The 24744-nt window shown below is 52.1% G+C and carries 20 protein-coding genes; 12 read left to right on the top strand and 8 right to left on the bottom strand.

The window, feature by feature from the left end; translation table 11 throughout:
• Positions 1–4: 4 nt before the first annotated feature.
• The 3 genes from QEH52_RS05955 (at position 5) to QEH52_RS05965 (ending at position 2602) form a co-directional block, all read left to right on the top strand.
• On the top strand, positions 5–529 hold the full coding sequence (locus QEH52_RS05955; RefSeq protein ID WP_308949179.1) for a hypothetical protein: 525 nt from the start codon (positions 5–7) through the stop codon (positions 527–529).
• Positions 530–658: 129 nt separating this feature from the next.
• Complete coding sequence (locus QEH52_RS05960) at positions 659–1627, top strand: hypothetical protein (RefSeq protein WP_308949180.1); 969 nt, start codon at positions 659–661, stop codon at positions 1625–1627.
• 78 nt (positions 1628–1705) lie between these two features.
• Positions 1706–2602: a hypothetical protein gene (locus tag QEH52_RS05965; protein ID WP_308949181.1), complete on the top strand. Its 897-nt coding sequence runs from the start codon at positions 1706–1708 to the stop codon at positions 2600–2602.
• Positions 2603–2639: 37 nt separating this feature from the next.
• Here the strand turns inward: QEH52_RS05965 and QEH52_RS05970 are convergent, their stop codons facing one another.
• Positions 2640–3374 carry a hypothetical protein gene (locus QEH52_RS05970; protein ID WP_308949182.1) on the bottom strand — a complete coding sequence of 245 codons (735 nt, stop codon included), beginning with the start codon at positions 3372–3374 and terminating at the stop codon, positions 2640–2642.
• Between the two features lie 411 nt (positions 3375–3785).
• Between QEH52_RS05970 and QEH52_RS05975 the strand changes: the two genes are divergently transcribed.
• Entirely contained in the window at positions 3786–4289 is a 504-nt protein-coding gene (locus tag QEH52_RS05975; protein WP_308949183.1) for a hypothetical protein, read from the top strand.
• A gap of 21 nt (positions 4290–4310) precedes the next feature.
• Entirely contained in the window at positions 4311–5351 is a 1041-nt protein-coding gene (locus QEH52_RS05980; RefSeq protein WP_308949184.1) for a S1C family serine protease, read from the top strand.
• A gap of 75 nt (positions 5352–5426) precedes the next feature.
• Here QEH52_RS05980 and QEH52_RS05985 read toward each other — a convergent pair whose 3' ends face one another.
• Positions 5427–5630 (bottom strand): cold-shock protein, encoded by a 204-nt coding sequence (locus tag QEH52_RS05985; RefSeq protein ID WP_154001035.1) that lies wholly within the window; start codon positions 5628–5630, stop codon positions 5427–5429.
• Positions 5631–5980: 350 nt separating this feature from the next.
• On the opposite strand from QEH52_RS05985, the gene QEH52_RS05990 reads away from it, so the two are divergent.
• From QEH52_RS05990 to QEH52_RS06010, 5 genes are all read left to right on the top strand, one after another.
• A complete protein-coding gene (locus QEH52_RS05990; RefSeq protein ID WP_308949185.1) occupies positions 5981–6850 on the top strand; it encodes a hypothetical protein in 870 nt (289 codons plus the stop codon).
• A 117-nt stretch (positions 6851–6967) separates the two neighbouring features.
• On the top strand, positions 6968–7975 hold the full coding sequence (gene pyrC, locus QEH52_RS05995; protein WP_308949186.1) for a dihydroorotase: 1008 nt from the start codon (positions 6968–6970) through the stop codon (positions 7973–7975).
• A 15-nt stretch (positions 7976–7990) separates the two neighbouring features.
• Entirely contained in the window at positions 7991–8245 is a 255-nt protein-coding gene (locus tag QEH52_RS06000; protein WP_308949187.1) for a hypothetical protein, read from the top strand.
• A 119-nt stretch (positions 8246–8364) separates the two neighbouring features.
• A complete protein-coding gene (locus QEH52_RS06005; RefSeq protein ID WP_308949188.1) occupies positions 8365–9252 on the top strand; it encodes a carbon-nitrogen hydrolase in 888 nt (295 codons plus the stop codon).
• 61 nt (positions 9253–9313) lie between these two features.
• Positions 9314–10357 carry an agmatine deiminase family protein gene (locus QEH52_RS06010; RefSeq protein ID WP_308949189.1) on the top strand — a complete coding sequence of 348 codons (1044 nt, stop codon included), beginning with the start codon at positions 9314–9316 and terminating at the stop codon, positions 10355–10357.
• A gap of 108 nt (positions 10358–10465) precedes the next feature.
• Here QEH52_RS06010 and uvrA read toward each other — a convergent pair whose 3' ends face one another.
• Positions 10466–16222: an excinuclease ABC subunit UvrA gene (gene uvrA, locus QEH52_RS06015; RefSeq protein ID WP_308949190.1), complete on the bottom strand. Its 5757-nt coding sequence runs from the start codon at positions 16220–16222 to the stop codon at positions 10466–10468.
• 379 nt (positions 16223–16601) lie between these two features.
• Here uvrA and QEH52_RS06020 point away from each other — a divergent pair, with 379 nt between their 5' ends.
• Positions 16602–17273: a spermine/spermidine synthase domain-containing protein gene (locus tag QEH52_RS06020; protein WP_308949191.1), complete on the top strand. Its 672-nt coding sequence runs from the start codon at positions 16602–16604 to the stop codon at positions 17271–17273.
• A gap of 261 nt (positions 17274–17534) precedes the next feature.
• Here QEH52_RS06020 and QEH52_RS06025 read toward each other — a convergent pair whose 3' ends face one another.
• The 3 genes from QEH52_RS06025 to QEH52_RS06035 form a co-directional block, all read right to left on the bottom strand.
• Positions 17535–20123 (bottom strand): right-handed parallel beta-helix repeat-containing protein, encoded by a 2589-nt coding sequence (locus tag QEH52_RS06025; RefSeq protein ID WP_308949192.1) that lies wholly within the window; start codon positions 20121–20123, stop codon positions 17535–17537.
• Between the two features lie 336 nt (positions 20124–20459).
• A complete protein-coding gene (locus QEH52_RS06030) occupies positions 20460–20801 on the bottom strand; it encodes an ArsR/SmtB family transcription factor (protein WP_308949193.1) in 342 nt (113 codons plus the stop codon).
• A gap of 40 nt (positions 20802–20841) precedes the next feature.
• Complete coding sequence (locus tag QEH52_RS06035) at positions 20842–21642, bottom strand: methyltransferase (protein WP_308949194.1); 801 nt, start codon at positions 21640–21642, stop codon at positions 20842–20844.
• A gap of 522 nt (positions 21643–22164) precedes the next feature.
• On the opposite strand from QEH52_RS06035, the gene QEH52_RS06040 reads away from it, so the two are divergent.
• Positions 22165–23805 (top strand): ABC1 kinase family protein, encoded by a 1641-nt coding sequence (locus QEH52_RS06040; RefSeq protein WP_308949195.1) that lies wholly within the window; start codon positions 22165–22167, stop codon positions 23803–23805.
• Between the two features lie 298 nt (positions 23806–24103).
• Here the strand turns inward: QEH52_RS06040 and QEH52_RS06045 are convergent, their stop codons facing one another.
• Both QEH52_RS06045 and QEH52_RS20520 read right to left on the bottom strand, forming a co-directional pair.
• Positions 24104–24388 (bottom strand): DUF2442 domain-containing protein, encoded by a 285-nt coding sequence (locus tag QEH52_RS06045; RefSeq protein WP_308949196.1) that lies wholly within the window; start codon positions 24386–24388, stop codon positions 24104–24106.
• Positions 24339–24581, bottom strand: a complete 243-nt coding sequence (locus QEH52_RS20520) for a DUF4160 domain-containing protein (protein ID WP_345785448.1) — start codon at positions 24579–24581, stop codon at positions 24339–24341. Before QEH52_RS20520 ends, QEH52_RS06045 begins: the two co-directional genes overlap by 50 nt.
• Positions 24582–24744: the final 163 nt, after the last annotated feature.

A 24744-nucleotide genomic window follows, 5' to 3' on the forward strand; every position in this document is an offset into this window, starting at 1 on the left:
TTCTATGCGTAAGATGGCATCGACTGGATCAGATTACATACAGCCTACTTTGTTTGATGAAGGGGCGCCGGCGCCCACGACTGAGGAGATCACGGCGCAAGAGCTCTCGCAATTTCTACGGAAGAAGTCGGCTCGGCGTCAATTGAGTGAGGATGCGACGGCTAAGGTCGCCCCACGTATTTATTGGCATTTTGGCAGTGAGACCTCTTTTTTTGAGCGTGTGCCGCACCGCTTATCGGCCAGCCCTATCTTGTCGGCGCGCACCAGCGTTTTTGATTATGAGCGTCCACAGCACGCGGGGCAGGCCTTGGTTGAGTGGACCTTTGTGGGGGATGCGATGCCCTCGATCGGGGCGCGTTTTCGGGTGTTTGATTTAAAGGCGGCGAAGTGGATCGGTTCCGGGCGCATCGAAGAAGATCGCGACGAGGTCTTTGCCTTTCTAGTGGCAGGCCTGTGGGCCGATTTTTATCGTTTTGAACAGGATTGTAGTGGCTTGGTCGTCGTTATTTTTGATCGTAAGAAAGCTTAGTTTTTTGTGTTTCCTCTATTTTCGGCATCGTCATCTGTAATTTCTGTGCTTGACTGATTCTGTATCGAGTGAGGAATCAATTATATGTTTTACCGTCGCGATATTGAAGATAAGAAAAGGCCTAAGCCCATGCGGTCATTTTCTCCCGACGCTATAGTTAGTTTTGAGGCTGCGGAGCCTCCCAAAAAGGGAGGTACGCTTTGGTTCGTGGCGGCAGTTTTTTTGATGATCACGGTGATTGCTGCGCTGGTCGTTATTTTGCAGCTCTATTTCTCCCATGAGCGTAAAAATGTCGTGAGTTCCGAAGGCATGGGGAATGCCGAACAATTGGAGCGTCGCCTTGCGGAGCAGATGGAGGCCGCTCGCGCGGCAGAGGACTCGCGTGCCAGTCGTGCGCCCGATGCATATGAGCTATTATCGGAACCGAAGCTGTTGCAGGCTTATCTAAGTGCAAATGGTGGTCGAGAGGAGCTTTTTTCGCTGGAGACTATGCAATTGGAGGGGCAAGTCACTTGGGCGGGGCAGCAGCAGACATTCGAATTGTTTAAGCTCAACTCAAATTTGATGCGTTTGACATTAAATGATGGCGAGAGGACGACCGCCTTTGGCTTTGATGGTCAGTCATTTTGGCAGTCCACTGAAGATGAATCCATGGCGGGGGGCGTCAGTTACAGTTTGCTGAGCCTAGCTGAGCAGGAGCGTTTCTTTGCTTGTCGCCGCTTTTTTGATCCTTTGATGGCTTATGCATTGCGTGGCCAAGGGACCTTACAAGTCATTGAGTTTGGAGAATGGCAGGGGAAAACTGCGATTCGTGTGCAACTACGTGGTGCTAGTTCAAATAGAATTGATGTGTTTGTGAGTCCGAAGACTTTGCGAGTGATCGGGCTGATTGAAAGAGTTCGAACCACCGGTGTGGAACGTTCCGTCGCATATAGTGATTTTCAGAATGTGGATGGCTACTATATCCCATTTCGCCGTGAAGCAATGCTTGGTGGTGAAACTGTTTATGACATGAAGGTCACTTCATGCCGTCCGAATGAAGATGTGCCCTCGGCGGTTTTCATGCTCCCAGACCAATTGGCTAACTCAGCGCGCTAGCTTTAGCGGTTCCATTCGACAAGCTGCCTATTTGGGTACTATAGTACTAGGAAATATACGAATAAACCCAAATTAAGTATGGAAGTGAATCAACCTAAACGAATGTTTAGCCTGCGATGGCTAGTAGCGGTCTCTATTTTCTTTCTCGCGCTACTCAGTGTGGCGATTTGGTTTATGTGGCCACGTGATACAGTTGAAGTAGATCCATACGTTCGAGATTATGGAACTTTGGAGCAATTGACACGGTTCTCGAACTTTCGCTTGGCCTATTTGCGAGCGAATGGGGGGGAGGCTTCGTTGGACAGTTTACAGAGTGTGAGGGTGACAGGTGTTTTTGAGAGTGGAGGGCAGAGTTTGCCTTTTTTTTCGCTTAAGCGTCGCCCGAGTCAGAGCATCACTACGATCACATTTCCTAATTACGAGCTCACTTATGTTGTGAATGGCGATCTTATTTGGCAGCGCTTACTCGTTCCTGGGGCGGCTCCGCTCTATGAAGTGAAGACGGGGGATGAAGCAGCAGCGCTCGCTCGCATGGGTGATTTTTTCGATCCGATTATGCGAGTTTTACTTTTTGATGAAGGCACTATAGAACGCCTGTCTCCGAGTAGTTGGATGGGGACTCCTGCTGTGAAGGTTGAATTCATTACAAAGGATGGAGATATGCGTGCCTACGCGTATGTGGAAATTGAGAACATGCGGCCACTGGTCAGAGTGGAAGAACTTGCAGGTGGGCAAGAGCGGAAAGTTCTCTATAGTGATTACCGGTCCGTGAGTGGAATGCAGGAGCCTTTCTTAGTGGAGACATACCTGAATGATGTGCTTGAGAGTCGAGTGATCTTAGAAAAGAGTGGCGTCAATGTTGGAGCGGTTGCCTCTTTGTTTCAGCCGCCTCAGGACTTGGTGCCCCTGCAAATCGAGGAAATGTCACCTGCGTCGGTGAACTCAGCAGCCGAGGCGCCAGCGCCGTCAGAATGATTTTTCTAAATTTAAGAGTCTCATCTCTTACTATCCCTTAGTGCGTCTGTTGTAGCAGTTTGTAGTTAACATTGATTTCAGCTTCTTGTGTCGAGTCTGCAAGTTGCTCTGGATAATCGAATAGCGATAGAATTGCACCTATATTAGCTTCGCACTTTTCGATGATAATTTGATTTTGCAATACTTCGTCTATGTAGGTCTCGACCTTAAAGGGTTCCTGCATGCCGGCTACGTCGCGATAGTCGTTATATAGAGTCTTGCGTATGCGCCCGTCTGGCAGTTGCTCGATTCGAGCCAGTTGATGCATGGTGCGGATATCGAAATAGGACGTCGCTTGCCGGTTAAATTTATCGGGGGCAAAGTCCACCTTCAATGTCTCGGTGCCTTGCCATTGGCTTGAAGATAAGTGCTCAATCTTGCCTTGATTGAGGAGTAATACACTCATGGTCGAATCGAAGAATTTTCCCATTTGAGCTAGTGATTGACCTTCTGGGCCTGTTTTTAGTTCGTATTTAGGTGCTTCTCCTTCTTTTTTTACTCGTTGCCAGACTACCGGCCCATTCACACCGAATGTTAAGTCGTATTCACGCATTTTAAATGTGGTTAAGCTCTTGTCCGGCTGCCGCTTAATCGAGAAAAAAGGCATTTCTTTGCCTTTGTTTATCATCACACCAGCATTGCGAATACTCAATATCGCTCTAATACTGGCTTCGCCTCCATTTGCTTTGAGGTAAGCTGAACGGAAATTGTTTAGCTGTGTTAACTCCTCCATGGTGCCGTAGGCCTTAGAACTGATCTCAGTATTTTCGAAAGTGGGCGTGCTAGGCCAAGAAAAATAAACGACGCCAGCGAGTAAGCTACACAGGAATGCAACGCCTGCGTAGGGCCACCACCATTGATATCGATCATTAATCCACTCTATTAGCATGTTCCCAGCAATGCGAATCCACCGCTTTTTAACAAGTTAAAGATGAAAAAAAGCGTTATGTGTTCTATTTTTGCGCCATTGCGACCTTGTGTGGTAGGATGCCTAAGGGCCGTATTAGATCTGATCTAAAGTAGTCATGCGCTACTATCTTAGCTGACGAGTATTTGAGACTGCGTGGATATCAGTAGTGTTTTGAATAGCATCGCCACCGAGGAGCGCTTGCACTTCTTATGAGTGTATGTGTTATCTCTCGCAATGAATGGACCTATATATCGATTCTTGTTTTTGGCCCTATTGGGCCTAGAGGCGATTACTCTGGCTCCTCTAGCCTTCGGTGAACAATCGTCTGCGTTGCCAGCACTTGCTGCGATTGAGCCGCCAGCTGCGGAATTGGCGGAGCATATGACTCAACTGCAAGTCTATACCCACAAACTATCGCTCTCACTGGCGGCTAATAATCGCCCCTTGGCTCGATTCTATTTGCATGAGTCGGTGGCCAAGCTCAAGCAGATGCAGGAAATCTTTCCAGAATATGAGGGCCAGCCGATTGCACTCTTGATTGATCGCTTGGCGCTCGAGTCTTATCAGCCACTGGATACCTTACTACGGCAGGCGGACACAGCTAGCAGCAGCCAGGGGTTTGATCATGCGCTTGAAGTTATAGTGAAAGCCTGTAATGCCTGCCATCTCTCCTGCGAGGCTCCGATTCGAATTCAACGTAATCACAGCAACCCGTTTATGCAGGATTTTAATCCATAAGTGGCGGTGGCCTTTTTTATCATGCGAAAGCTGCAATTTATAATTCTACTGTTTTGTTTGTGGGGCCGTGTGTGCTGTGCCGCTGAGGCTGTGGTGCCGGTCATTCCCACTATGGTTACTGTGTGCGCGCGCACTGGGGCGGATGTAGCAGAGGACTCGACTGTGCTACGTCGAAGCTTGGGCTTTATCGTAGAGCAAGAGGGCTTTTTGCTGACCACGTATGAGAGTTTAACCGTTCCGGAAACTGGCACACTTTTGCCTCGAATCGAGGTGCAGTTGAGCTCCGGCGCGGCGCAACAAGCCTACCGCGCACGAGTGATCGGGGTGGAGCCGACCCTAAATTTCGCAGTTTTGAAGATTGAGAGCGATGCCAGTTTTGAGGTGTCGACGATTTTGGGGGATCGCGAGTTACTTCCTGGCGAGCCGATCTTCGCACTCACTCAAGCGGATCGACCCGAGCTGCATTTAGTAAGTGGGCGTTTGCAGTCTTTAAATAGTAAAGAGTGCTATCAACAAGACCTGACTGCCACCATGTTAGCGGCTGAGATTGAGATCCCGTCTTCAGGCATCGGTGGCCCCGTCTTTGATGGCACTGGCGCGGTGATCGGAATGTATACTGGTTATCATCCGCCCGAGGATGAAGATGAACACCTGGATGAGGAGGCGGAACTGACTCACATCTTACCTATCTTTCTGGCATTCAATATTTACGATAGCATCAAGCAACGCCAAAGCCTGGCCTCTCCTTGGACCGGATTCTCCGTGCGTCCCCTAAATGCCATGGAGCAGCAGCAGTTCCCTATTGCTCAGGGCAAGTTTACTGGTGGTATTGCGCTGGAATATATTTGGGAGAATAGTCCCGCCCAAGCGATGGGCTTAAAGGTCGACGACATCTTACTCCGTTTCGCCTATTATCCGATTCATTCTCCTGCTGATTTCCAAAAGTGGCTCTACCTGTATGGGGTCGGGCGCACGGTAAAGCTTTATATACTTCGTGAGGGAGAGATTTTGCTGCAGGAATATACCATCGAGGAACGGCCTGCTTGGGCGATCCCGCAGTAGTTTTGGCGCGGCAGGCACAAAAAAACGCGCTCTCGTTATGAGAGCGCGTTAGGCATTAAAATGCGTGGGGTGCGGTTATGCAGGTGTGACTTCTGTCGCACATGGTCCCTTTGGACCGCTGCCGATTTCGAAAGATACTTGTTGACCGTCTTCGAGGGAGGCATAGCCGTCCATTTTGATTTCAGAGTGGTGGACAAAGAGATCTTTGCCGCCATCTTCTGGTGTGATGAATCCGTAGCCTTTTTCAGCGTCGAACCATTTTACGTTTCCTGTGCTCATATACTTGTGTTTCTTATTTTAATCACAGATTCTCGCCGTTTGCGAGCATCTGCGCGGCAGTTTGTATCGGATGGATTGAGCTTTGTCGCTAATAATCGTAGCCTTGTTTTTATTTGATGAATGACGACGTCAAATTAGCTGGTTTTGAAATGAAATCACCCGTTTGAAGCGCTTGTGGCTTACTCATTCGGGGCGTTTCATTTCTCGGGGCGACTAGCTGTTTAGCTCTTTAACTGCGTGGTCTGGTGACGATCTGATTAAATCTTTTGCTAAAACAAGCTTGTTGTCGCAATGGTTCGCTGTCCTCTTGACCTGCAATCAAATATATAGATATAACTTATCTTATTATTGTGAAAAAAAGAAATAAAGCGCAACGTGTGGCCCTGTTGGGGACATTGGGGGTCTTGCTATTCCTCGTGGGGAGCTGCGTCCTTGTATTATTCTGGGCTGCCAAATCGGAAGATTCCGAAATCGCGGAATCGATTCGCAAGACGATCGGTATTCCGGAGCCGGAATCTGCGCAGCCTGCGTCCGTCGTGCCAGCGCAGCAACCCGTAATTGCGGACCCTCAACAGAATGAGCCGGCTATTGTGGCCGAAGCAGCTGCGCTGCCTGAAATTACTTTTAAGGAGATTGCCGCGCAGCGGCATTTGTGGCCGAAAGAACTGACTCTGAAACTGGCGGTGCGTGTGCCGATTCGTTACAATGGAAAAGATTATGGTTTTATGGAGTTTTCCAAGGGGCTGCCGATCTTAGTCGATAGTTTATCGGCTGGGGGCGAGATTTTTTGCCGTATCGATGGCAACTATCTCAGTCTCTCTGTCTATGAGACCGACTTTTATGGTTGGTTTAAGCAGAAGTATGGCGATCGTTACGATGTGCAGCCAGTCGTGGTCGACATGGGGACTAAGGCCACTTCGCGCTATCGACTCGGGACTGAAAAGGGAGAGGCTGCATTTTGGGCGGAAATGCGCATTTGGTGTCATCAAAACTATGAGGCAGTCACTCTAATCGTTGCAGAGGACGGCTTAGTCTTTATGTGGCTGCCCAAAGAAGATGCGCCGATCGATTTTGCGCTCGAAGCGCGGGAGGTCGCCCGGCAGTTTTTACTCAAGCGCGCAAAATATGGAGGCCGCGAAAACTATGCCGCCTGTGAAATTCGTAACCCTGTTACGAATGAGTTGCTAGGAGAATCCTCTATTTTCATACCACGCCTATAGCGGGTCGCGCTTCGCATAGACACGAGGGGTGCGACTTGTTGCGTTTCGACGGCTGTTGGGAATGCGGCCTGCATTTTTTAATCGCGGTTTTGTTGTGAGGTCCACTAGTTTGCCAAGATGGAATTTACGATTCAATCGCCCATCGATATGCACTTGCACCTGCGTGAAGGTGCCATGCTGGAGCGCGTCACCCCGCTGACAGCGGAGCACTTTTCGGCGGCCATTATCATGCCCAACTTGGTGCCGCCAGTTGATAATCTGGAACGCCTGCTTCAGTATCGGAAAGAGATCGAAGCCGCTCGGGGCGATCATGCTGGGGAGGTCTTTGATCCGCTAATGATGCTTTTCTTTCGTCAATATTCCGAAGCCGAGCTGATTGCAGCGCGCGAGCACATCTTTGGCATCAAGCTCTACCCAGCGGGCGCCACCACAAATAGTGAAGCGGGCGTGAAGGCGCTGGATGAGGTGGAGGAGACCTTCGCCTTGATGGAGAAAATGGGCATTCCATTGATGATTCATGGGGAAACACATGGCTTCGTGATGGATCGGGAAAAAGAGTTCCTTCCCGTCTACGAGAACTTGGCTGAGAAGTTTCCAAAGTTGAAAATCACGATGGAGCATATCACCACCCGTGACGCAGTCGGACTGTTAGACCGCTATGAAAATCTGTACGCAACGGTCACACTGCATCACCTTGTTATCACGCTCAACGATGTGGCCGGCGGCTTACTGAATCCGCACCTCTTTTGTAAGCCCATCGCTAAGCGCCCCGAAGATCGCGAGGCATTGCTACAAGCCGCACTCGCCGCTCATCCTAAGTTGATGTTTGGTAGCGATTCCGCCCCGCATCCGATCTCCAAGAAAGAGTGCTGTGGTTGTGCCGCGGGGCTCTTTACGGCCCCGGTTTGTTTGCCGATTCTGGTCGAACTCTTCGAAAAGCACAATGCCCTCGATAATCTGCAAGCCTTCGTCAGCGGCAACGCTCAACGCATCCACGGATTCACCGCAGCTAGCAAGACTGTGAAACTGGAAAAGCTCGGCATGCAAGTGCCTGAGCGGTATGGCGACGTCGTGCCTTATCGTGCGGGGGAGACACTGCCATGGGCGGTTACAGATATTTCCTGAGAGAGCTCATTGCGTATGGAAGAAAAGAACGTTTACATTCAAGCCCTCGAGGCCGAGCAAGCGGGCGATTGGGCGAAAGCGCATGCATTGGTGCAGGATATGGTGACCGCGGAAGCGGCGTGGGTGCATGCTTATTTGCACCGTGTCGAGGGCGACGAAGCGAATGCGGCTTATTGGTATAATCGGGCGGTGCAGCCTGTTTGCACGACGAGTCTCAATGCCGAATGGCGAGCGCTATATGATGAATTGTTTGCAATCGGGCGTAAATAGTACACTGCGTGTTCTCGTGAAATCTTCACTCTTCGACCTGATGTTCATGTGCTCTTGAGCTCTGAAGCGCTCACTTGTTTTTATTGTCATCTAGGATGATCTGCTAATTCTTCTGTTATATGAACGCATTCCAGTCTAATTCACGTAAAGTTCGAATCGCCCTGATCCAAGGACGGGAGCAAGGGAGTGCGCAAGCCGATCTGGACTACACGATTGATCGCATTCGCGAGGCCGCGAATGCGGGTGCGCAGATAATTTGCACACAAGAGTTGTTTAATACTCCTTATTTTTGCCGCACTCAAGATCCTGACTTGTTCGACTTAGCGGAACCCATTCCCGGGGCGACGACACAGGCGCTCGAAGTTGTGGCGGCCGAGCTGGGGGTCGTCATTGTCGCATCGCTCTTTGAGCGTCGCGCGGCGGGCGTGTATCATAATACGGCCGCGGTGATCGATGCCGATGGTCGCTATCTTGGTAAATACCGTAAGATGCACATTCCTCAAGATCCCGGTTTTGAGGAGAAATTTTATTTCACGCCGGGCGACCTCGGCTATAAGGTCTGGGATACTAAGTTTGGTAAAATCTCCGTATTGATCTGCTGGGATCAATGGTATCCTGAAGCGGCGCGGATGGCAGCACTTGCCGGGGCGGAAATTATCTTTTATCCGACCGCAATTGGTTGGTTGCCTGAGGAGAAAGCTGAGCTTGGAGTCGCTCAGCATACTGCCTGGGAAATGGTGCAGCGAGGCCATGCAGTGGCGAATGGTTGCTATGTTGCTGCGGTTAATCGCACTGGAGTTGAGGGAGATACCGAGTTCTGGGGCCAAAGTTTTGTCGCCGATTTCTATGGGCAAATTGTCGAACGTGCGCCGGTTGAGAACGAGTATATTTTGATGGCCGATTGTGATTTAAAAGCACTGGAGGATATGCGTCGTATCTGGCCCTTCTTCCGCGATCGTCGTATCGATAGTTATGCCAACGTTACGAAGCGAATGATCGACGAGTAGCACCTAGCGCAAAGAAGAGATCGTTGAACGTTCAATGTTTGCGATTCATTTATTTTTTTTAATGTCTACATTCGAAACACCTAAAGAACTGGCTTACCGTTTCCCTGCCGAATGGGAGCCACAATCTGCTATTTGGTTTGCCTGGCCTGTGCGCCGTTCTCTTTGGCCTGATTGTTTCGATCGGGTTCGTGAGCAACTGGCTGCTCTTTACATGTTGGCCGCGCGCTATCAAGCTGTACGTGTGCTATGCGCCGCTGCCGAACAGCCCTACCTGCTCGAATTGATGTCGGCTCACGGCGACACCGCCAAGGTGGAGCTTTATGATTACCAGAGCGATGACGTGTGGATACGCGATTTTGGACCTCTCTTTCTCATTCATGATCAGCGGCGCGAGCTCTGCATCGCGGACTGGCGTTACAATGCTTGGGGGAATAAATTTCCCGACCAGCAAAAGGACGATCGTGCTTCCGAATGGATCGCCGATCAGTTGGGCATTCGTCGCTTTGCCTTCGATCAAGTGCTTGAAGGTGGCGCCGTTGAGAGTAATGGTGCGGGACACATTTTAACGACTGAAGTGGTGGTGCTGAATCCCACACGTAATGGTGACACGACTGCGGCTCAGGTCGAACGCGAGCTCACCAGTGGTCTGGGGGCGAATCAAGTGCTCTGGCTGCACGACGGTTTGGTCGGGGATGATACCGATGGTCACATTGATAATCTCGCACGTTTTTTTAAAGCCGATGGCATATTGATCGCTCACGTGGCCGAGTCCACCGATGCGAATTATCCCGCGCTGACTGAAAACCTGCGACGGGCGCAAGATTTTCGCACGCCGGCAGGCGCCCCCTTCACTTGTGTGAAATTGCCGCTGCCGGCACCGATCACTCATGCGGGCGAGCCACTTGCTGCCAGTTATTTAAATTTTGTCGTTCTGAATGGGGCGGTGCTCGTGCCTACCTACAATCAGCCAGAAAACGATGCCGCCGCGATTCGGATTATTGGAGATTGTTTCCCCGGGCGTGAGATTGTTGGTGTGGATTGCACGGACATCATTAAAGAGGGCGGCGCACTTCACTGTATGAGTCAGCATCAGCCTGCGGTTTAAAATTTCGCTGGAAGCATCAGCCTGGCTCTTTGTTTGGCATGAGTGGACCTTGTCGGCCGGGGGCTTTTGCGGAAGGCAGTCCGTAGTGCTGCCTTCCAGCTATGTAAATTAGAGGAACTTCGTGGTGGCGCTGTTTTTTACATTTTTGAGCCCGGCGACATCGCCTTGATACATCAGTTCTCCGCCGGCTTCGCCGCCGTCGGGGCCGATTTCAATGATGTAGTCCGCGTCTTTAATCACTTCTAGGTGGTGCTCGATCACCACCACTGTGTGGCCCTTGTCCACTAGGCGATGTAGGAGCTCGATCAAGCGCTCGACGTCGCTGAGGTGCAATCCGATGGTGGGCTCTTCTAAAATGTAGAGGTTGCCCTGGCCTTTGTTGTATTGACGTTCTTTGAACGTTGGCTGTCCCTTGGCGAGTTCGCTGACGAGTTTCATGCGCTGCGCTTCACCGCCGGAAAGTGTGGGCGAGTATTGCCCGAGTTCAATATAACCGAGTCCGGTCTCGACCATGAGCTGCATTAGACTGCTAAGCTGGGTGTGGAAACTGAAAAATTCGGCGGCCTCTTCGAAGCTCATTTTTAAAACATCGGCGATGCTCTTGCCATTCCAACGCAGCTCATCGAGCTCGGCTCCGTAACGGCGTCCATTGCAGTCTTCGCAGGTGACGTGGGTGTCGGGCATGAAGTTCATTTCCAGTTTCACTCGACCCGCGCCTTTACAGGTTTCGCAGCGTCCCCCCTTGGTGTTGAAGGAAAAGGTGCCGGCGGTGTAGCCGCGCATGTTGGCCTCGGGGAGCTTTGCGAAAATGTCACGAATAATATCGAAGGCGCCGATGTAGGTCGCCGGCGTGGAGCGCGGTGTCTTGCCGATCGGAGAATGGTCGACCTCGATCACTTTACGAATCGTTTCTGCGCCCTGAAGGGACTTGAAACTATTCGATGTTCGACGTTCGATGTTCGATGTTCGATGTTCCTCCGTATGCAATGCTTTCGGCGTCAATTTCTCTGCCTTGGTTTCAATCGCAGCTTCCACCAGCGGTTTGAGCAGCGCGCGGATCAGCGTGCTTTTACCTGCGCCAGAGACGCCGCAGACGACATTGAGTCGTTGCTTGGGCAGGGCGAGATCGAAGCCTTTTAGGTTTCGAAGTGCGGCACCTTGCAGTGCAATCCAAGCCTCGTTGCCTTTCTTCTTGCGCGGACTCCAAGCGGCGGGCAGTTCGCGGTGTGCGCCACGGAGCGGGTGCGCCATTTGTTGGCGCAAGTACTGTGCGGTCAGCGAGCGTTTGCTTTTCTTAATTTTGCTTAGCTTGCCACTGGCGACAATTTCGCCGCCGTGGATGCCTGCCGCGGGGCCGAGGTCGATGATTTGATCGGCGTGGCGCATGGTGGCTTCGTTGTGTTCGACGATCACCAAGGTATTGCCGCGCGCGCGTAATTGCTTGAGCGAGCTGAGTAACTTTTCGTTGTCACGGGCGTGTAAGCCGATGGAGGGCTCATCCAGCACGTAGAGCACGCCCGATAAGTTGGAGCCGAGCTGCGCGGCCAGTCGAATGCGCTGCGCTTCGCCTCCGGAGAGGGTGGCGGTGGCACGGTCGAGGCCGAGGTAGTCGAGCCCGACGCGATCCATGAAACGCATGCGCTCCTCAATCTCGGGCAGTAGCTCGTTCAACACTGTTTCACTACGCTTGTTGGTTTTAATTTGCTTGAGTACCCCTAGCAGCTTGGAAGGAGTCAGGCTCAGCAATTCTGGGAGTGAAACAGAGTGGGGAACGTCGAACGTCGAACGTCCAAGGTCCAGTTTTGTATGCTTTGATTTCTTATTCGATGTTGAGCGTTCGATGTTCGATGTTCGACGTTCATTCAGTGGCAAGCGCACCGCGCGACTCAGTTCGTTCAGGCGGGCGCCATGGCAGTCGGGGCAGGTTTCGCCATCGTCGAAGTCGTCCAGGTGGTCGACGCTGGATTCTTCTTCCTGGCTCATCCACTCAAAGAGTTGCCCGTAGCCGCGACAGGTGGGGCACCAGCCGCGTGGGCTGTTCCAGGAGAAGTGCTTCGGGTCGAGTTCGGGAAAGGCCTCGCCGGTCGCCAGGTCGGTGCGCTTGGTGGACAGTCGTGAGAGCAAATCGCCCTCGCTGGAAAGCAAAAAGGCGCTGCCTTTGCCGAGGCGGAGGGCTTCCTTCAGGCTCTGATGGGCGCTGGATTTGGCATCGGATGCGGAGAGGGCCGTCACGATGAGATCGATGTCGTGTTCCTTGTAGCGGTCGAGCTTTTTGAAGTGGCTCAGCTCGGTGAGTTGGCCATCGATACGTAGCATTTCGTAGCCGTGCTCGCGTGCCCAGTTGGCCAGTGGTTCGTGGTGCCCCTTGCGCCCGCGGATTAGCGGGGCGCACAAGTAGAGTGCATCGAAGCGCTTGCGTCCGATCTTGAAACTTGAGCCCGGTCCTTTGTATTCGTCTAGCAGTGCATCCAAGCGCTTTTGCAGCTGGGATTCGCTTTGGCTGACCACCGCTTCGCATGATGTAGGGGAATGTTGAATACCGATGCGTGCGTAAAGTAGCCGCAGGTATTGCGCTACTTCGGTGATGGTGGCGACGGTGGATTTGCGGGTGCCCTTGGTGACGCGTTGCTCAATCGCCACCGTGGGAGCGATGCCGCTCAACTCATCGACTTCAGCGCGCGGCATCTGCTCCACAAATTGACGCGCGTAGGCCGACATCGATTCCATGAAGCGGCGTTGCCCTTCGGCGAACACGATGTCGAAGGCCAGCGTGGATTTGCCCGAGCCGGAGACTCCTGTGATGACGGTGGTCTGGCCGTGCGCAATTTCGCAGCTGACGTTCTTTAAATTATGCTCGCGCGCACCGCGAATGCGGAGAGAATTTGAGTTGGCAGTCGACTGTTGGTTGTAGGAGGATTCGGGCTCGGCGGCTTGTAAGTCGGCGGTCTCCACAAGTGGAGCCCCTACGAGGGCTTCGCGTAGGTAGCTGGCGGTTTCGCAGACGGTGTCAGCGATTTGTTCGGGTGTGCCTTGCGCGATGATTTGTCCGCCGGCAGAGCCCGCTTCGGGCCCGAGCTCGACGATCCAGTCGGCTACTTTGAGAATGTCGATGTTGTGCTCGATCACGATCAAAGAGTGGCCTACATCGACCAGACTTTGCAGTACCCCGATCAGACGTTTGACGTCAGCGCGGTGCAGTCCGGTGGTGGGCTCGTCGATGAGAATCATCGCATGATTCTGAGTGTGGCGAGCCGAGCGTGGGGAGGGGGCTGCGGATAGTTTGCTGAGGTATTTAACCAGTTTCAGACGTTGTGATTCGCCGCCAGATAAGGTGTTGAGCGCCTGGCCCAATTTTAGATAGCCGAGCCCGACATCGACTAGGGGCTGTAGGCTGCGAGTGATCTTTTTGTTGTCACCAAAGAATACGACCGCGTCGTCGATATCCAGATCAAGAATGTCGGCGATGCTCTTGCCGTTGTATTCGATTTCCAGAACTTCGTCTTTGAAGCGCTTGCCCTCGCAGGTTTCGCAGGGCACGAAAATGTCGGAGACGAATTGCATCTCGATCCGCTCGAAGCCGAGCCCCGAGCAGGTGTCGCAACGTCCGTCGCCGCTGTTGAAGGAAAAATGCCCGGGGCCCATGCCGGCGGCTTGAGCGGCTTCGAGCTTTGCAAAGCACTTGCGAATTTCGTCCCATGCCTTGCTATAACTGGCAGGATTGGAGCGAGGGGTTTTACTCACCGGGCTCTGGTCGATGAGTACCACTTCCGAAAGTGGCAGCGTGGACTCGATGTCTTGAATACTGGCAGGCTCTTCGACGGTGAGTCCCTTTTGTGCGAGTAGATTCTGGTAAATGACATTGTTGAGCAGAGTGCTCTTGCCGGATCCGGAGACTCCGCTCAGACAGACGAAACTTTGCTGCGGAATGTGCAGCGTGAGCTCGTGGATGTTGTGCTTGCTCGCGCCGTAGATGGATAGCAGTGGAGAGTGGGTCGTTGAGAGTGGGGCGTTGCCTAGGCGGCGTTCTTGGGGCCGCTCGATGGTTTCGCGGCCAGAAAGATAGCGGCCGGTGTTGGTATCCGATTCTAGGATACGTTCGAAGCTGCCGCTGAAGCTTAGCTGTCCGCCGTGGACGCCGGGGCGGGGGCCAATTTCGATCAAGTTGTCGGCGGCGCGCATGACTGCCTCGTCGTGTTCGACCACGACGACGGTGTTGCCGAGGCCGGTCAGTCGTCGTAGGATCGAAATGAGTCGATCCATGTCGCGCGGGTGCAGTCCCACCGAGGGTTCATCCAAAACGAAAAGTGTATCCACCAGCGAAGAGCCGAGGCAGGACGTTAAATTGACGCGCATGGTTTCGCCCCCCGAGAGACTGCGCGAACTGCGATCGAGCGTAAGGTAGCCGAGGCCGACTTGGTCGAGAAAACTGAGTCGCGACAGAATCCCGGAGAGCGCGGAGTCTTCATGAGTTGGAGTTCCGCCTTTAGGTGGCAGCGTAGAATCTGAATGGCCGCCTAAAGGCGGCACTCCCAGCAATAAGCTGAGTAGTTCGCTCACACTCTTTTGATACAGATCCGGCAGGGTGTGGCCTTGCCATTTCCAGTTCAACGACTCCGGTTTTAACCGTGCGCCGTGACATTCGGGGCATTCGGTATAGCTGCGGAACTTGGAGAGAAAGACCCGCACGTGCATCTTATACAGGTTTTTATTGAGCCAGTCGAAAAAGCGATGCACGCCATACCATTGATTGCGGTCTTCGCGATAGTTGGGCTCACCCTCCATCACGAATTTGAGCTCTTTCTTGTTGAGCTTCGACCAAGGGATGTGGGTGCGGATTCTGTGTTTTTTGGCGGCGCGCTGCAGGTCGCGTAAGCTCTCGCTATACACTTCCCCTTGAAAGGCGCGAATGGCACCCTCGTCGATCGACAGGCTGTGGTCGGGAATGACCAATTTATAGTCGATTTCGATCACACGGCCAAAGCCGCGGCATTCCGCACAAGCGCCGAGCGGGGAGTTGAAAGAGAACAAGGCAGGACTGGCGGGGCGGAAGCTTTGCCCTGAGACGGGGGAGCGGAGACCATGCTTGAAATGCGCCAGGGCTTTGCCATCCGCATCAAAAATATCGATTTGTCCCTGTCCGAAAGCAAAGGCGGTCTGCAAGGCCTCAATTGCGCGCGAGCGAGCGCCTGCATTCAGCTTTGTGATACGATCCTGAATGACGTAGAGGGGGGAGGGGAGCTCGGGAACTGCGTCCTTGTCCTTTAAGAGTGTATCAATGCGCTCGAGTTGGCAGTTCTCATCGCTGCGGCTACTGTGACATAGCACGCGGGTGTAACCTTGGCCGCTGAGATTTTTAAGGATTTCCTGCCAGTCTAAATTTTCCGGTTTCTCGACTGGAAAGGTGAGGAGCAGTGTGTGGTCTGGGAACTTCGCCAGCAGCTTTTTCCAGGCCGACTGTGGGTTGTCGTCGGTGATTGGTTCGCCTGTGGCGGGATCGTAGAGCGTGGCGACGTTGGCAAACCAGACCTTAAAATAGTCGGCCAATTCCGTGATGGTGCCCACCGTGGAACGCGAGGTTTTGACCGTGTTGGATTGCTGGATCGCGATAGAGGGGCGGATATTGTGCACGCTGTCCACCTTCGGCCGGTCCAGCAGATCCATGAATTGACGCGTATAGGGGGAAAAAGTCTCTACGTAGCGGCGTTGCCCCTCGGCGTGCAGCGTTTCAAAGACCAAGGAGGACTTGCCGGCGCCACTCAGTCCAGTGACCACCGTCAGTTCACCGATCGGTAGATCGAGGTCGAAGCCTTTTAGATTATTTTGGCGGACGCCGCGCAGCTGGATGTATTCTTTTTTTCTGGGCATGGATAGTGGAACTTTGAGCATTATTTTGCAGAGGTCGAATCCCAGATGAATTTATTTGAATATTTTTGTCGGGACGGGGTGAACGTCCAACGCTGAACGTCCAACGTCCAATTTTGAATCAGGAGACGGGTGCGCCTATTTTATTCAGAGGTCAGAGGACAGAGGTCGGAGGACAGAGGTTGGAAGCTAATCGCTGCGAATCAGTTCGTTCTGGAAATTACGGTATGTGCCATTTTTGCGAGGCGGGAAGTGTTATCACTTAACAATATTCAACATTGGACGTTGGACGTTGGATGTTCGACGTTCCCCCCCCCCCGACGTTCCCCCCCTCCTCGCTTTACAGTTGCCAGTTCGCCTTTTTAAGCACGCTCTCTGCACTATGAAGCCACGTATTTTAATCGCTGAGTCGACCACGCCTGATGGGGCACCCATGTCGCTGTATGAACACGATGGTGCGTATTCCATTAGTTTCCGAGGTCAGGAACTCATGCACTCGAAGGCTTCGGCCTCCGAATTGTTGCTGGGTAAGATGGGGATCGAGACGATTATTAAAGCGCCTCAGCCGAAGGTGATGATCGGTGGCTTGGGACTGGGCTTTACTCTGCGCACCGTCCTTGCTGGCTTGGGGCCCGAGGCGCAAGTCGACGTGGTGGAGCTGGTGCCTAAGGTGGTGGAGTGGAATCGGGAATACCTTAAAGACTTGAACGGCGCCCTTTTGGATGATCCACGAGTAAATGTGATCGAGGCCGATGTGGTCGCTCGCATTCGGGAAGGTGAGGCGCAAAGTTATGACGCCATGATTCTGGATGTGGATAATGGGCCAACGGGCATGGTGAAGGAGAGTAATAATTCGCTCTATTCGCACAAGGGACTGCGGGCAGTGCGTAAGCACTTAAAACCCAGTGGGAGGGCTGCCTTCTGGTCGGCGGGCGATGATCCACACTTTAAAGCACGCATGGAAAAAGTCGGCTTCCGTGTCGGTCATATCCGAGCTAAAGTCCACGAACGCTCTAAGCGCGCGGCTTATGTGATCTATGTGGCGGACAAGTAGGCGAGCCCTTGCTCTCGCGCTTTCGTCAGCTTACTTAAGCGCTTTGCGGCTCTATTTGCAGCTGGTTCAGCCTGAGTTGCAATCAACATTACACAGGAGCCTGTAGCACTGAATTTGGTTGGCACTCTAAATGGATCTGCCAACTTTTGTTCATGGGCTGTGGATCTTTCTCTCCAGTAGTGGAAAGATGGGACAGCCCTGGCAGATAATTCTACCAGGGCTGGAAATTGAGAGCCTTTCCAGGCTAGTGGCTGGTATTATCTACTTTTCGATAATTTGGAAGGCGTTGATCCCCGTGCGGCGGCCGCAGGTGCCTCGCAGCTTGAATGAACTGGCTGTCTGGTTGCGGAAGACGACAAACTCTTCGCCGTCGATCGCTGTGCCCGGGCTGGTGGCGGTGGATTCTTCATAGCTGCCGTCCCATTCATGGTCGGTGTCGAGCATGTAGCGGGTTTCCTGAGTCGTCCAAGTGCCGCCGACATCGGTTTTGAACTCGACCTTCATTTCGGCGGGCACAGTTTCGCCGGTTTTACGTCCACCCCAGTAAACATAAACATCGTATGTGGCGTAAGGGATGTTGCTCACAGTGGCCGCCGTCGAGGAGGCGTTGCTCACCGCGCGGGTGCCACGCATCAATAAGGAGTCTGCCTCGTAGGGAGCGCTGTAGGTCGGAGTGGCGTTGGTGTAGTAGTAAGGCGTGTTGCTGAACGATATGTCTACGCTTGTGGCGGCACCGCTATCGTCGACTACGTCGGTAAGCGTTTCGTTGTTGACGGTTGTATTGTTCCAGTTGGGCATCGGGATGTAACCGGCCACGTCTGTCGAGGCGAGCTCGGCGCCCGCGTTGGCGAAGTTCATGCCGATGGTGTCGCCTACAATCAGGACTTCTTCGTTGTTTTCGACGATCTGGATTGCACTAAAGCCAGTTCGGCGGCTGCAATTGCCTCGGATTTTTATGCTGTCCAGCGTAACATTGCGGAAGACGACATATTCGTTGCCATCGCTGGCGACACCACTGCTGGTGGCGGTAGACTCGTTGTATGAGCCGTCCCACTGGCGGTCGGTGTCGAGCATGTAGCGGGTTTCTTGAGTGACCCAGCTGCTGCCGTCGTTCGTCTGCAGTGCGATAGACATTTCGGCTGGAACGCTTTGCCCAGAGCTGTGACCACCCCAGTAAACATACACGTCGTATTTCTCGTAAGGGATTTCGTAGAAGGTGGCTGCGGTCGAGCTGCCGTTGCTGATGGCACGCGTGCCAGTCATCATCTTGGCATCGTCGTCGAGCGGAGCTGATTGGGCGGGCGTGGCGTTAGCGTAGTAAAACGCGGTGTTGCTGAAGTCGACATCCGCTGTTGTGGCGGCACCGATGTCGTCGCTAAGGTTAGTCAACGACTCGTTGTTGACGGTTGTGTTGTTCCAATTGGCGACTGGCAGGACGCCGACTACATCCGTAGCAGATAGGATCGTGTTGACACTGTCGGAGAGATTGACGCTGATCACGCCAGCAGTCGCTGGCGGCGTAGCCGAGTCGGCGTAGTAGCCCTTGGTGTCGGTGTAGGTCTGGCTGTTCATGTCATCGCCAATGCCGTTCCAGCTGCTGCTTGGATTCACAAAATCGGGATCCGTTCCGCTACCTGGCTTAAAGGTTGTGGTGCCCGTGCTCAAAGTGACTGTTCCGTTTTTAAAGCCACCTCCGCCGCTTGCGACATCGATTGCTAAGATGCTATTTGTTGCAGTGACACTGCCACCACTGCTCGTGCGGATATTGTACTCAGCGCCGCTGCTATTGAGAAAGCTGCAAAAGTCTATGGAGACTGAAGCAGATATGACGCGCAAGCCGTTGATGTCGTTATTGGTGCTATTATTGCTGCGACGGCGCGGAAAGGTGGCTACACAATTATCTAGGTAGACATCCCCATACCAGACTTTAAAATTATTAGAATTTCCGATCGCGACACAGTCTTGGAAGGTCGCGGTTGAGGATGAAGATTGTTTAATATCATATCCGGCGTCTTCATTGTTGATGGCAGTGCAGCGTGTAAATGTAATGCCCTCAGTATTACTTTCACTCACAAATCCATCCCCTTGCCAGAAACCAGTCTGTCCGTTCCTAAGGTTGTTTTGAGCGACACAATCCACAAAGTCGACGTTGGTATTTTTAGTGCCGCCATTGTAAACGATGAAGCCAAACACATCAGGCTCCCCATAGTCCCACCAACTGCTGTCGCCAGCGCTCATGTCGGCCAGGCAATTGATGAAGGTGACGTTGTCGCATCCGCGGTCGAGACGATAGCCTTGCTTCGTGTATTCCTGTACCGTGAGGTTCTCGAAGGTCGCATTGTCCACGTTACTGAGGTAAACACCATGGCGCACATTGTGAATATTGATGTTGCGGAAAGTGACATGGTTGGCGCTGTCGGTAGTGTCGTTTTTGATACCGTAGCGCGCATGGCTGAGCTCTAAGTTTTCGACGACCCAGTAGTCGGCTTGGACTTTGATAATCTGCCATTTTCCACTGTTCGGATTTGTGCGAGTCCAAGTAGGATCACCGCTAAAGTAGGGCAGACCAGCGCCTGTATCGACCCCAATAATTGATTTGGGCAAACCGGCAGAGCCGTTGCTGGTGAGGCTGAAGGACGAAGATCCGTAGTCGCCGGATCCTAGGTGGAGAGTGTCGCCGGGGCCCATTGTAGTGTTGAGAGTGGTCGCGAGTTGGGTTTTGGGTAGGGCATTGGCCCAGTCGGAGCCGTCTTGGCTACTGGCGCCGCTTGGCGTCATGTAGTAGTCAGCTGAATACAACTGCGTAAGCGCGGCGAAAGACAGGGCTGCGGTAAGGAGTCTATTTTTCATAAGAATATGTGATCACTCAGCACGTCCCTACACGCGTGGGAAATCAAGAGGGGGCGGGGTTAAACTATAGGGGGGCGAAGGCGCAACTGCAAGCACAGCAGTCACGCTTTGTGTATACTCGACGTCTGTGTTATAGGTTCAACCCCTGATACATTGAACCTATTTACTGAATGTTTTTGGTTGTCCAAAATCCAGGATCAGATCGTAGTATGATACGTCGGCGTAGGGAGTGCCTAAGGCATCAGATTCTTAATCTCGTACGCATTGGCAGTGTATTTGGGCCATTAATACTGGTTGACCGCTCATCGACCCCATTGAAACTAGTTTCGCTTTATATTAATCAATAGCGAGGCGTTCTTTCTCTGCGCGAATCTCTGCGGGACTTCGCTTTACCACGGGGTCGTTGCGCTGGAGTAGGGACAGCATATCGAGCACCAAGTCTTGGCGGCTTAAGTAGTAGCAACGCTGTGTACCTTCTTGAGCGTAATCGACCAGTTCGGTGTGTCGCAGGACGGAGAGGTGCTGAGAAATGTTGGCCTGACGTGCGGGTAGTAAATCTTCCATGTCGGTTACGCACTTGGGCCCGGAAACCAATTCTTGTAGAATGGCCAAACGGGTCGGGTGCGAGAATGCTTTCAACAGTTCGGAGGTGACACGGGAATCATTTGAATTCGGCATGGTGAGTTTTGCTGGTTAAAAGAAGAACGTAGATAGGCGCTTATGAGTGGGATGCGTAAAAAGTGAAGAAAGCTCCGGAGGCGAAAAAGGTGTCGTTGTCGTGGGACGCATGCATGGCATCGACCCATTGCTGGCCCTCTTCTTCGGAGAGGACATTGAGCGCCGGGAGAATGCCGGCAAATCCTCGCACGCTCGATAACCAGTAGTCACCACGCCCGCACTCCGATAGGATGACGGAACGATGGCTATTTAAACTGAGTCCGGCTGCTTTTAAGTGACGTGGCATCTGACGACAGAGGTCCGGATGTGTGGCGACTGCCGAAGTCAGCAGGTGATCCACGCGACGCATGGCCTCGTAGCTTTCTTGGCCGTAGGTGGTTCCTGCGTGGTCGGCATCAAAAACGATCAATTGACCTGTTGGCGCCAATATGCGCGCGGTTTCTTGTAGCAACGATAGTGGATTCGGCACATGACTCAGCAAAGTGTGCATGACGATGACATCGAAAGAGCGCTCTTCGTAAGGCAACGCGCCTGGCTGGATGTGGTCCCAGTGAATGTCTTGTGCAACATCCTGCCGCCGCCCCTCGGCCAGTAGAACGTCGCTGATGTCGGCCCCATGAATCTCGGAGTCCGGGTGAAGCGCGTTCGCTAAGCGCCTTGCCACTACACCCGTGCCGCAGCCGAGGTCTAATGCGCGCACAGGCTGATCGCTTGGGATCGAGTCAACATAATCATCGATCATCTTTTGAAAGAAAACATGCTGACCGCGCTCTTCTAAGCGAGTGACCATTGCCTGCTGGGTGCGATCTGTTTGGGAGTCTGGATTGGTGTAAGGATCCATATGCTTGGTGTAATGTTTCAGGGAAGCTGACTTTGCGCTGCTTGATTAAACTGATGTAATGTTCAAATGCTAATATTCGAATGTTTGAATGTTATTTGCGGCGTTGATTTTATTGTCAAGGGGTGAGTTCGCAGCTAGTTCAGCTTCAGCCGCAATCAACATTACACTGGAATCGGTAGGGCCGAATTTGGTAGGCACTCTTATTATCATATTTGTTGGGGGGGGCTCATGGCCGGGGCGCAGTTAACTGGGATTATGCTTCAGCTTTAGCGCAGCTTGGTGGATTAGGAGCAGGCCGCTGCTGCGGCATCGTTATTTCTTAGAAATCCGAATCGTGCGATTTGCGAATCTTTGGTGTTGGCGATCTTGTGTTTTGCATGTTTCTGGCGAATCCTGTCTCCGCTTCTGCCTTTAACTTGCTTGTTGTCAGTGTGATGTGTATGTGTCCCTTTTGTGGCACACAATGTGATTAAGTGCTTGTGGGCATGGGATCTGAGACAGATCGAGTGTCCACATACACTTATGAATAATCTACCTCATCGACTCTTGCGATATAAGGATCTCGCTCAGTTTTTCATTGTTCACGTTCGGCCTGTGCTTGCGCGAGACACGGAGTCCTCTGTTGATTCGCAATTGAGTTCACCGAAGCTTGAAGAAGATGCGGTGGCTTTTGCCAAATCCCTTGAAAGTATGGGGCCCACATTTGTTAAATTCGGTCAGCTTTTGTCCACGCGTAGTGATTTACTGCCTGCAGAATACGTGGATGCGCTACAGCGCTTACAAGATGATTTGAAGCCGGTCGCGTATGAAGAGATGTCAGAGGTCTTTGAGCGCGAAATTGGTGCTTCTATCACGAAGGTATTTGCCGAGTTTGATCAAAGACCCATTGCGGCTGCTTCCTTAGGGCAAACTTATAAGGCTATCACGCGGAGCGGGGATGTCGTGGCGGTTAAAATCCAGCGTCCAGGCATTCGCCGACAGATTCAAGAGGACTTGGAAATTTTATCTTCGCTCGCGGCGTTTGCTGAAAAGCACAGTGATGAGGGCTCACGCTACGCTCTAGTGGAACTCGTAGCGCAGTTTAAAGTGAGTATCACCGAGGAGTTGGATTACATTCGCGAAGCTGGAAATTTGAAAAAGTTGGCGGTGATCTTGTCCAACTTTGCTCATTTGGAAGTTCCCGCTACGCATATGTCCTATTGCTCAGCCAAGGTCCTCACCATGGACTATGTCAATGGAGTTAAGATTACACAGCTTTCGGGGCTCGCTATGACAGAGCTTGATGGCAATTGCCTAGTGGATGACCTACTTAAGGCGTATTTGCATCAGTTTATTACGGAAGGTTTCTTTCACGCAGACCCTCACCCTGGGAATCTGATTTTTACTGACCAAGGACGGCTAGCATTTATGGATCTTGGCATGGTCGGACGCCTGAGCGACCAGATGCGAGATGCCATGTATCACCTGTTCTCCGGTATATGTGAAAACAAAAGCGAGCGTGTGGTGGACGTGATTATGAGCGCCGGTCTGCAAGAGAATCACTTGGTGGACCGTAAGCGTTTAAGCTCAGATGTCGCGAACCTGGTTGCACGCTCGGAGGCAATCTCGGTTAAAGAGCTGCAGTTTGGAACGCTCGTGATGCGCATCATTCATATGTGTGCCGAGCATGGAGTCATACTACCGCGCGAGTTCAATTTAGTCGGCAAAGCCTTGCTCAATATTGATCAAATCGTAATTAAGTTAGCCCCCGACTTTAATCCTGGGCAGGCCGTGAACCGGCACCTGCGAGCCATTGCCTTCAAGCGCTCACTAGAATCACTCAATCCGAGTGACGCCTTCACTGCAATGGTGCAGACCAAGGAGTTATTTCAAAAAGCTCCACACCGTTTAAACAGTCTGCTGGATAATCTTTCAGAGAATAAATTCCGAGTGAATGCAGATGTCATCGATGAAGATGCACTGATTCAAGGCTTTCAGAAAATCGCGAACCGCATCACCATCGGCGTGATCGTGGCCGCCTTAATTGTAGGCGCTGCCCTGATGATGCGAATTGATTCTGATTTTCAAATTTTCGGCTATCCTGGCATCGCCATGGTTCTACTCATCTCTGCCTTGTTGCTGGCGGCCTATACCGTGTTCGATATTTTGAAAAAGGACCAGTAGTCTTGTGGGGAAGAGGAGGTCTGTGCGGAGGCCTATTGGAGCCAAGTCAAATGGGGATGATCGCTCTGCCCAACGACTACTTTACCTCATGCGGACTGGTGATCCCATGGATTGAACCTGCCTTGAATCAGCCGTTCATATTCTTTTTCTGAGATTTCGATGCTCCACCCCCGAGTGAATGTCAGCACGAGAAGTGTGCATAAGGTGGCTATTCGATCCTTTTGCATATCGGTGAGGATGAGCATAGATGAGCGTCAGCGAAATCTATTGTCTCACTCCGCCTTGATCGACCTTTTGTCTACGAGGCCTTGGATATGAGAGGGAAGCGCTCTGGCTCATCGAGTGAGGTCAGCTCTAAGTCGACATCCAATTCATTCCAAAAAAGGTGGTGTCCATGCAAAAGTGTCACATTGAAGATTTGATCTACCTTGGCCTCCTTGAACCATGGGTAGTTCTCAAAGTTCAAGAAGTATTCACGCTCTTGAATGAGTATCCAAAACCCGTGAATCGATATGCCCTGAACTTGAACACTCTCAGGTGTTTCCAAAGTGCTTATTCCATTCTCTTCTGATTTCATTTTCATGCTCCTTTACTTGGGTTTCGACTTCTTTGAGTTCCCGAGAATTAAGGCCTTTGCTGACGGCGAGCTCAATTTGTGGTTCGATCCAGAATTTAGCTTCTCCAGACGGAGAATAGATGTGTATGTCCATCCTGCTCTCCTCGCGAGAGAAGAAGAAAAAACGGTAATTTCTGTGATAGAAGACAGTGGGACTCATCTGTGTTCACGCTAGTCAGATATGCCCGAGGTGCAATTTCTATTTTTCTGTCGATCGCGGAGACCAGGCACCCAGCCTGAGGGTTTAGTCGTCCTGTTGATTTTTAGAGTTTTACGGGCGGGTTAAATGGGTTGTCTGTGTCGTCTGGATCAGGACTCGAATG

Source organism: Thalassobacterium maritimum (genome assembly GCF_031127805.1).
In the GTDB taxonomy this organism is placed as follows: domain Bacteria; phylum Verrucomicrobiota; class Verrucomicrobiia; order Opitutales; family Coraliomargaritaceae; genus Thalassobacterium; species Thalassobacterium maritimum.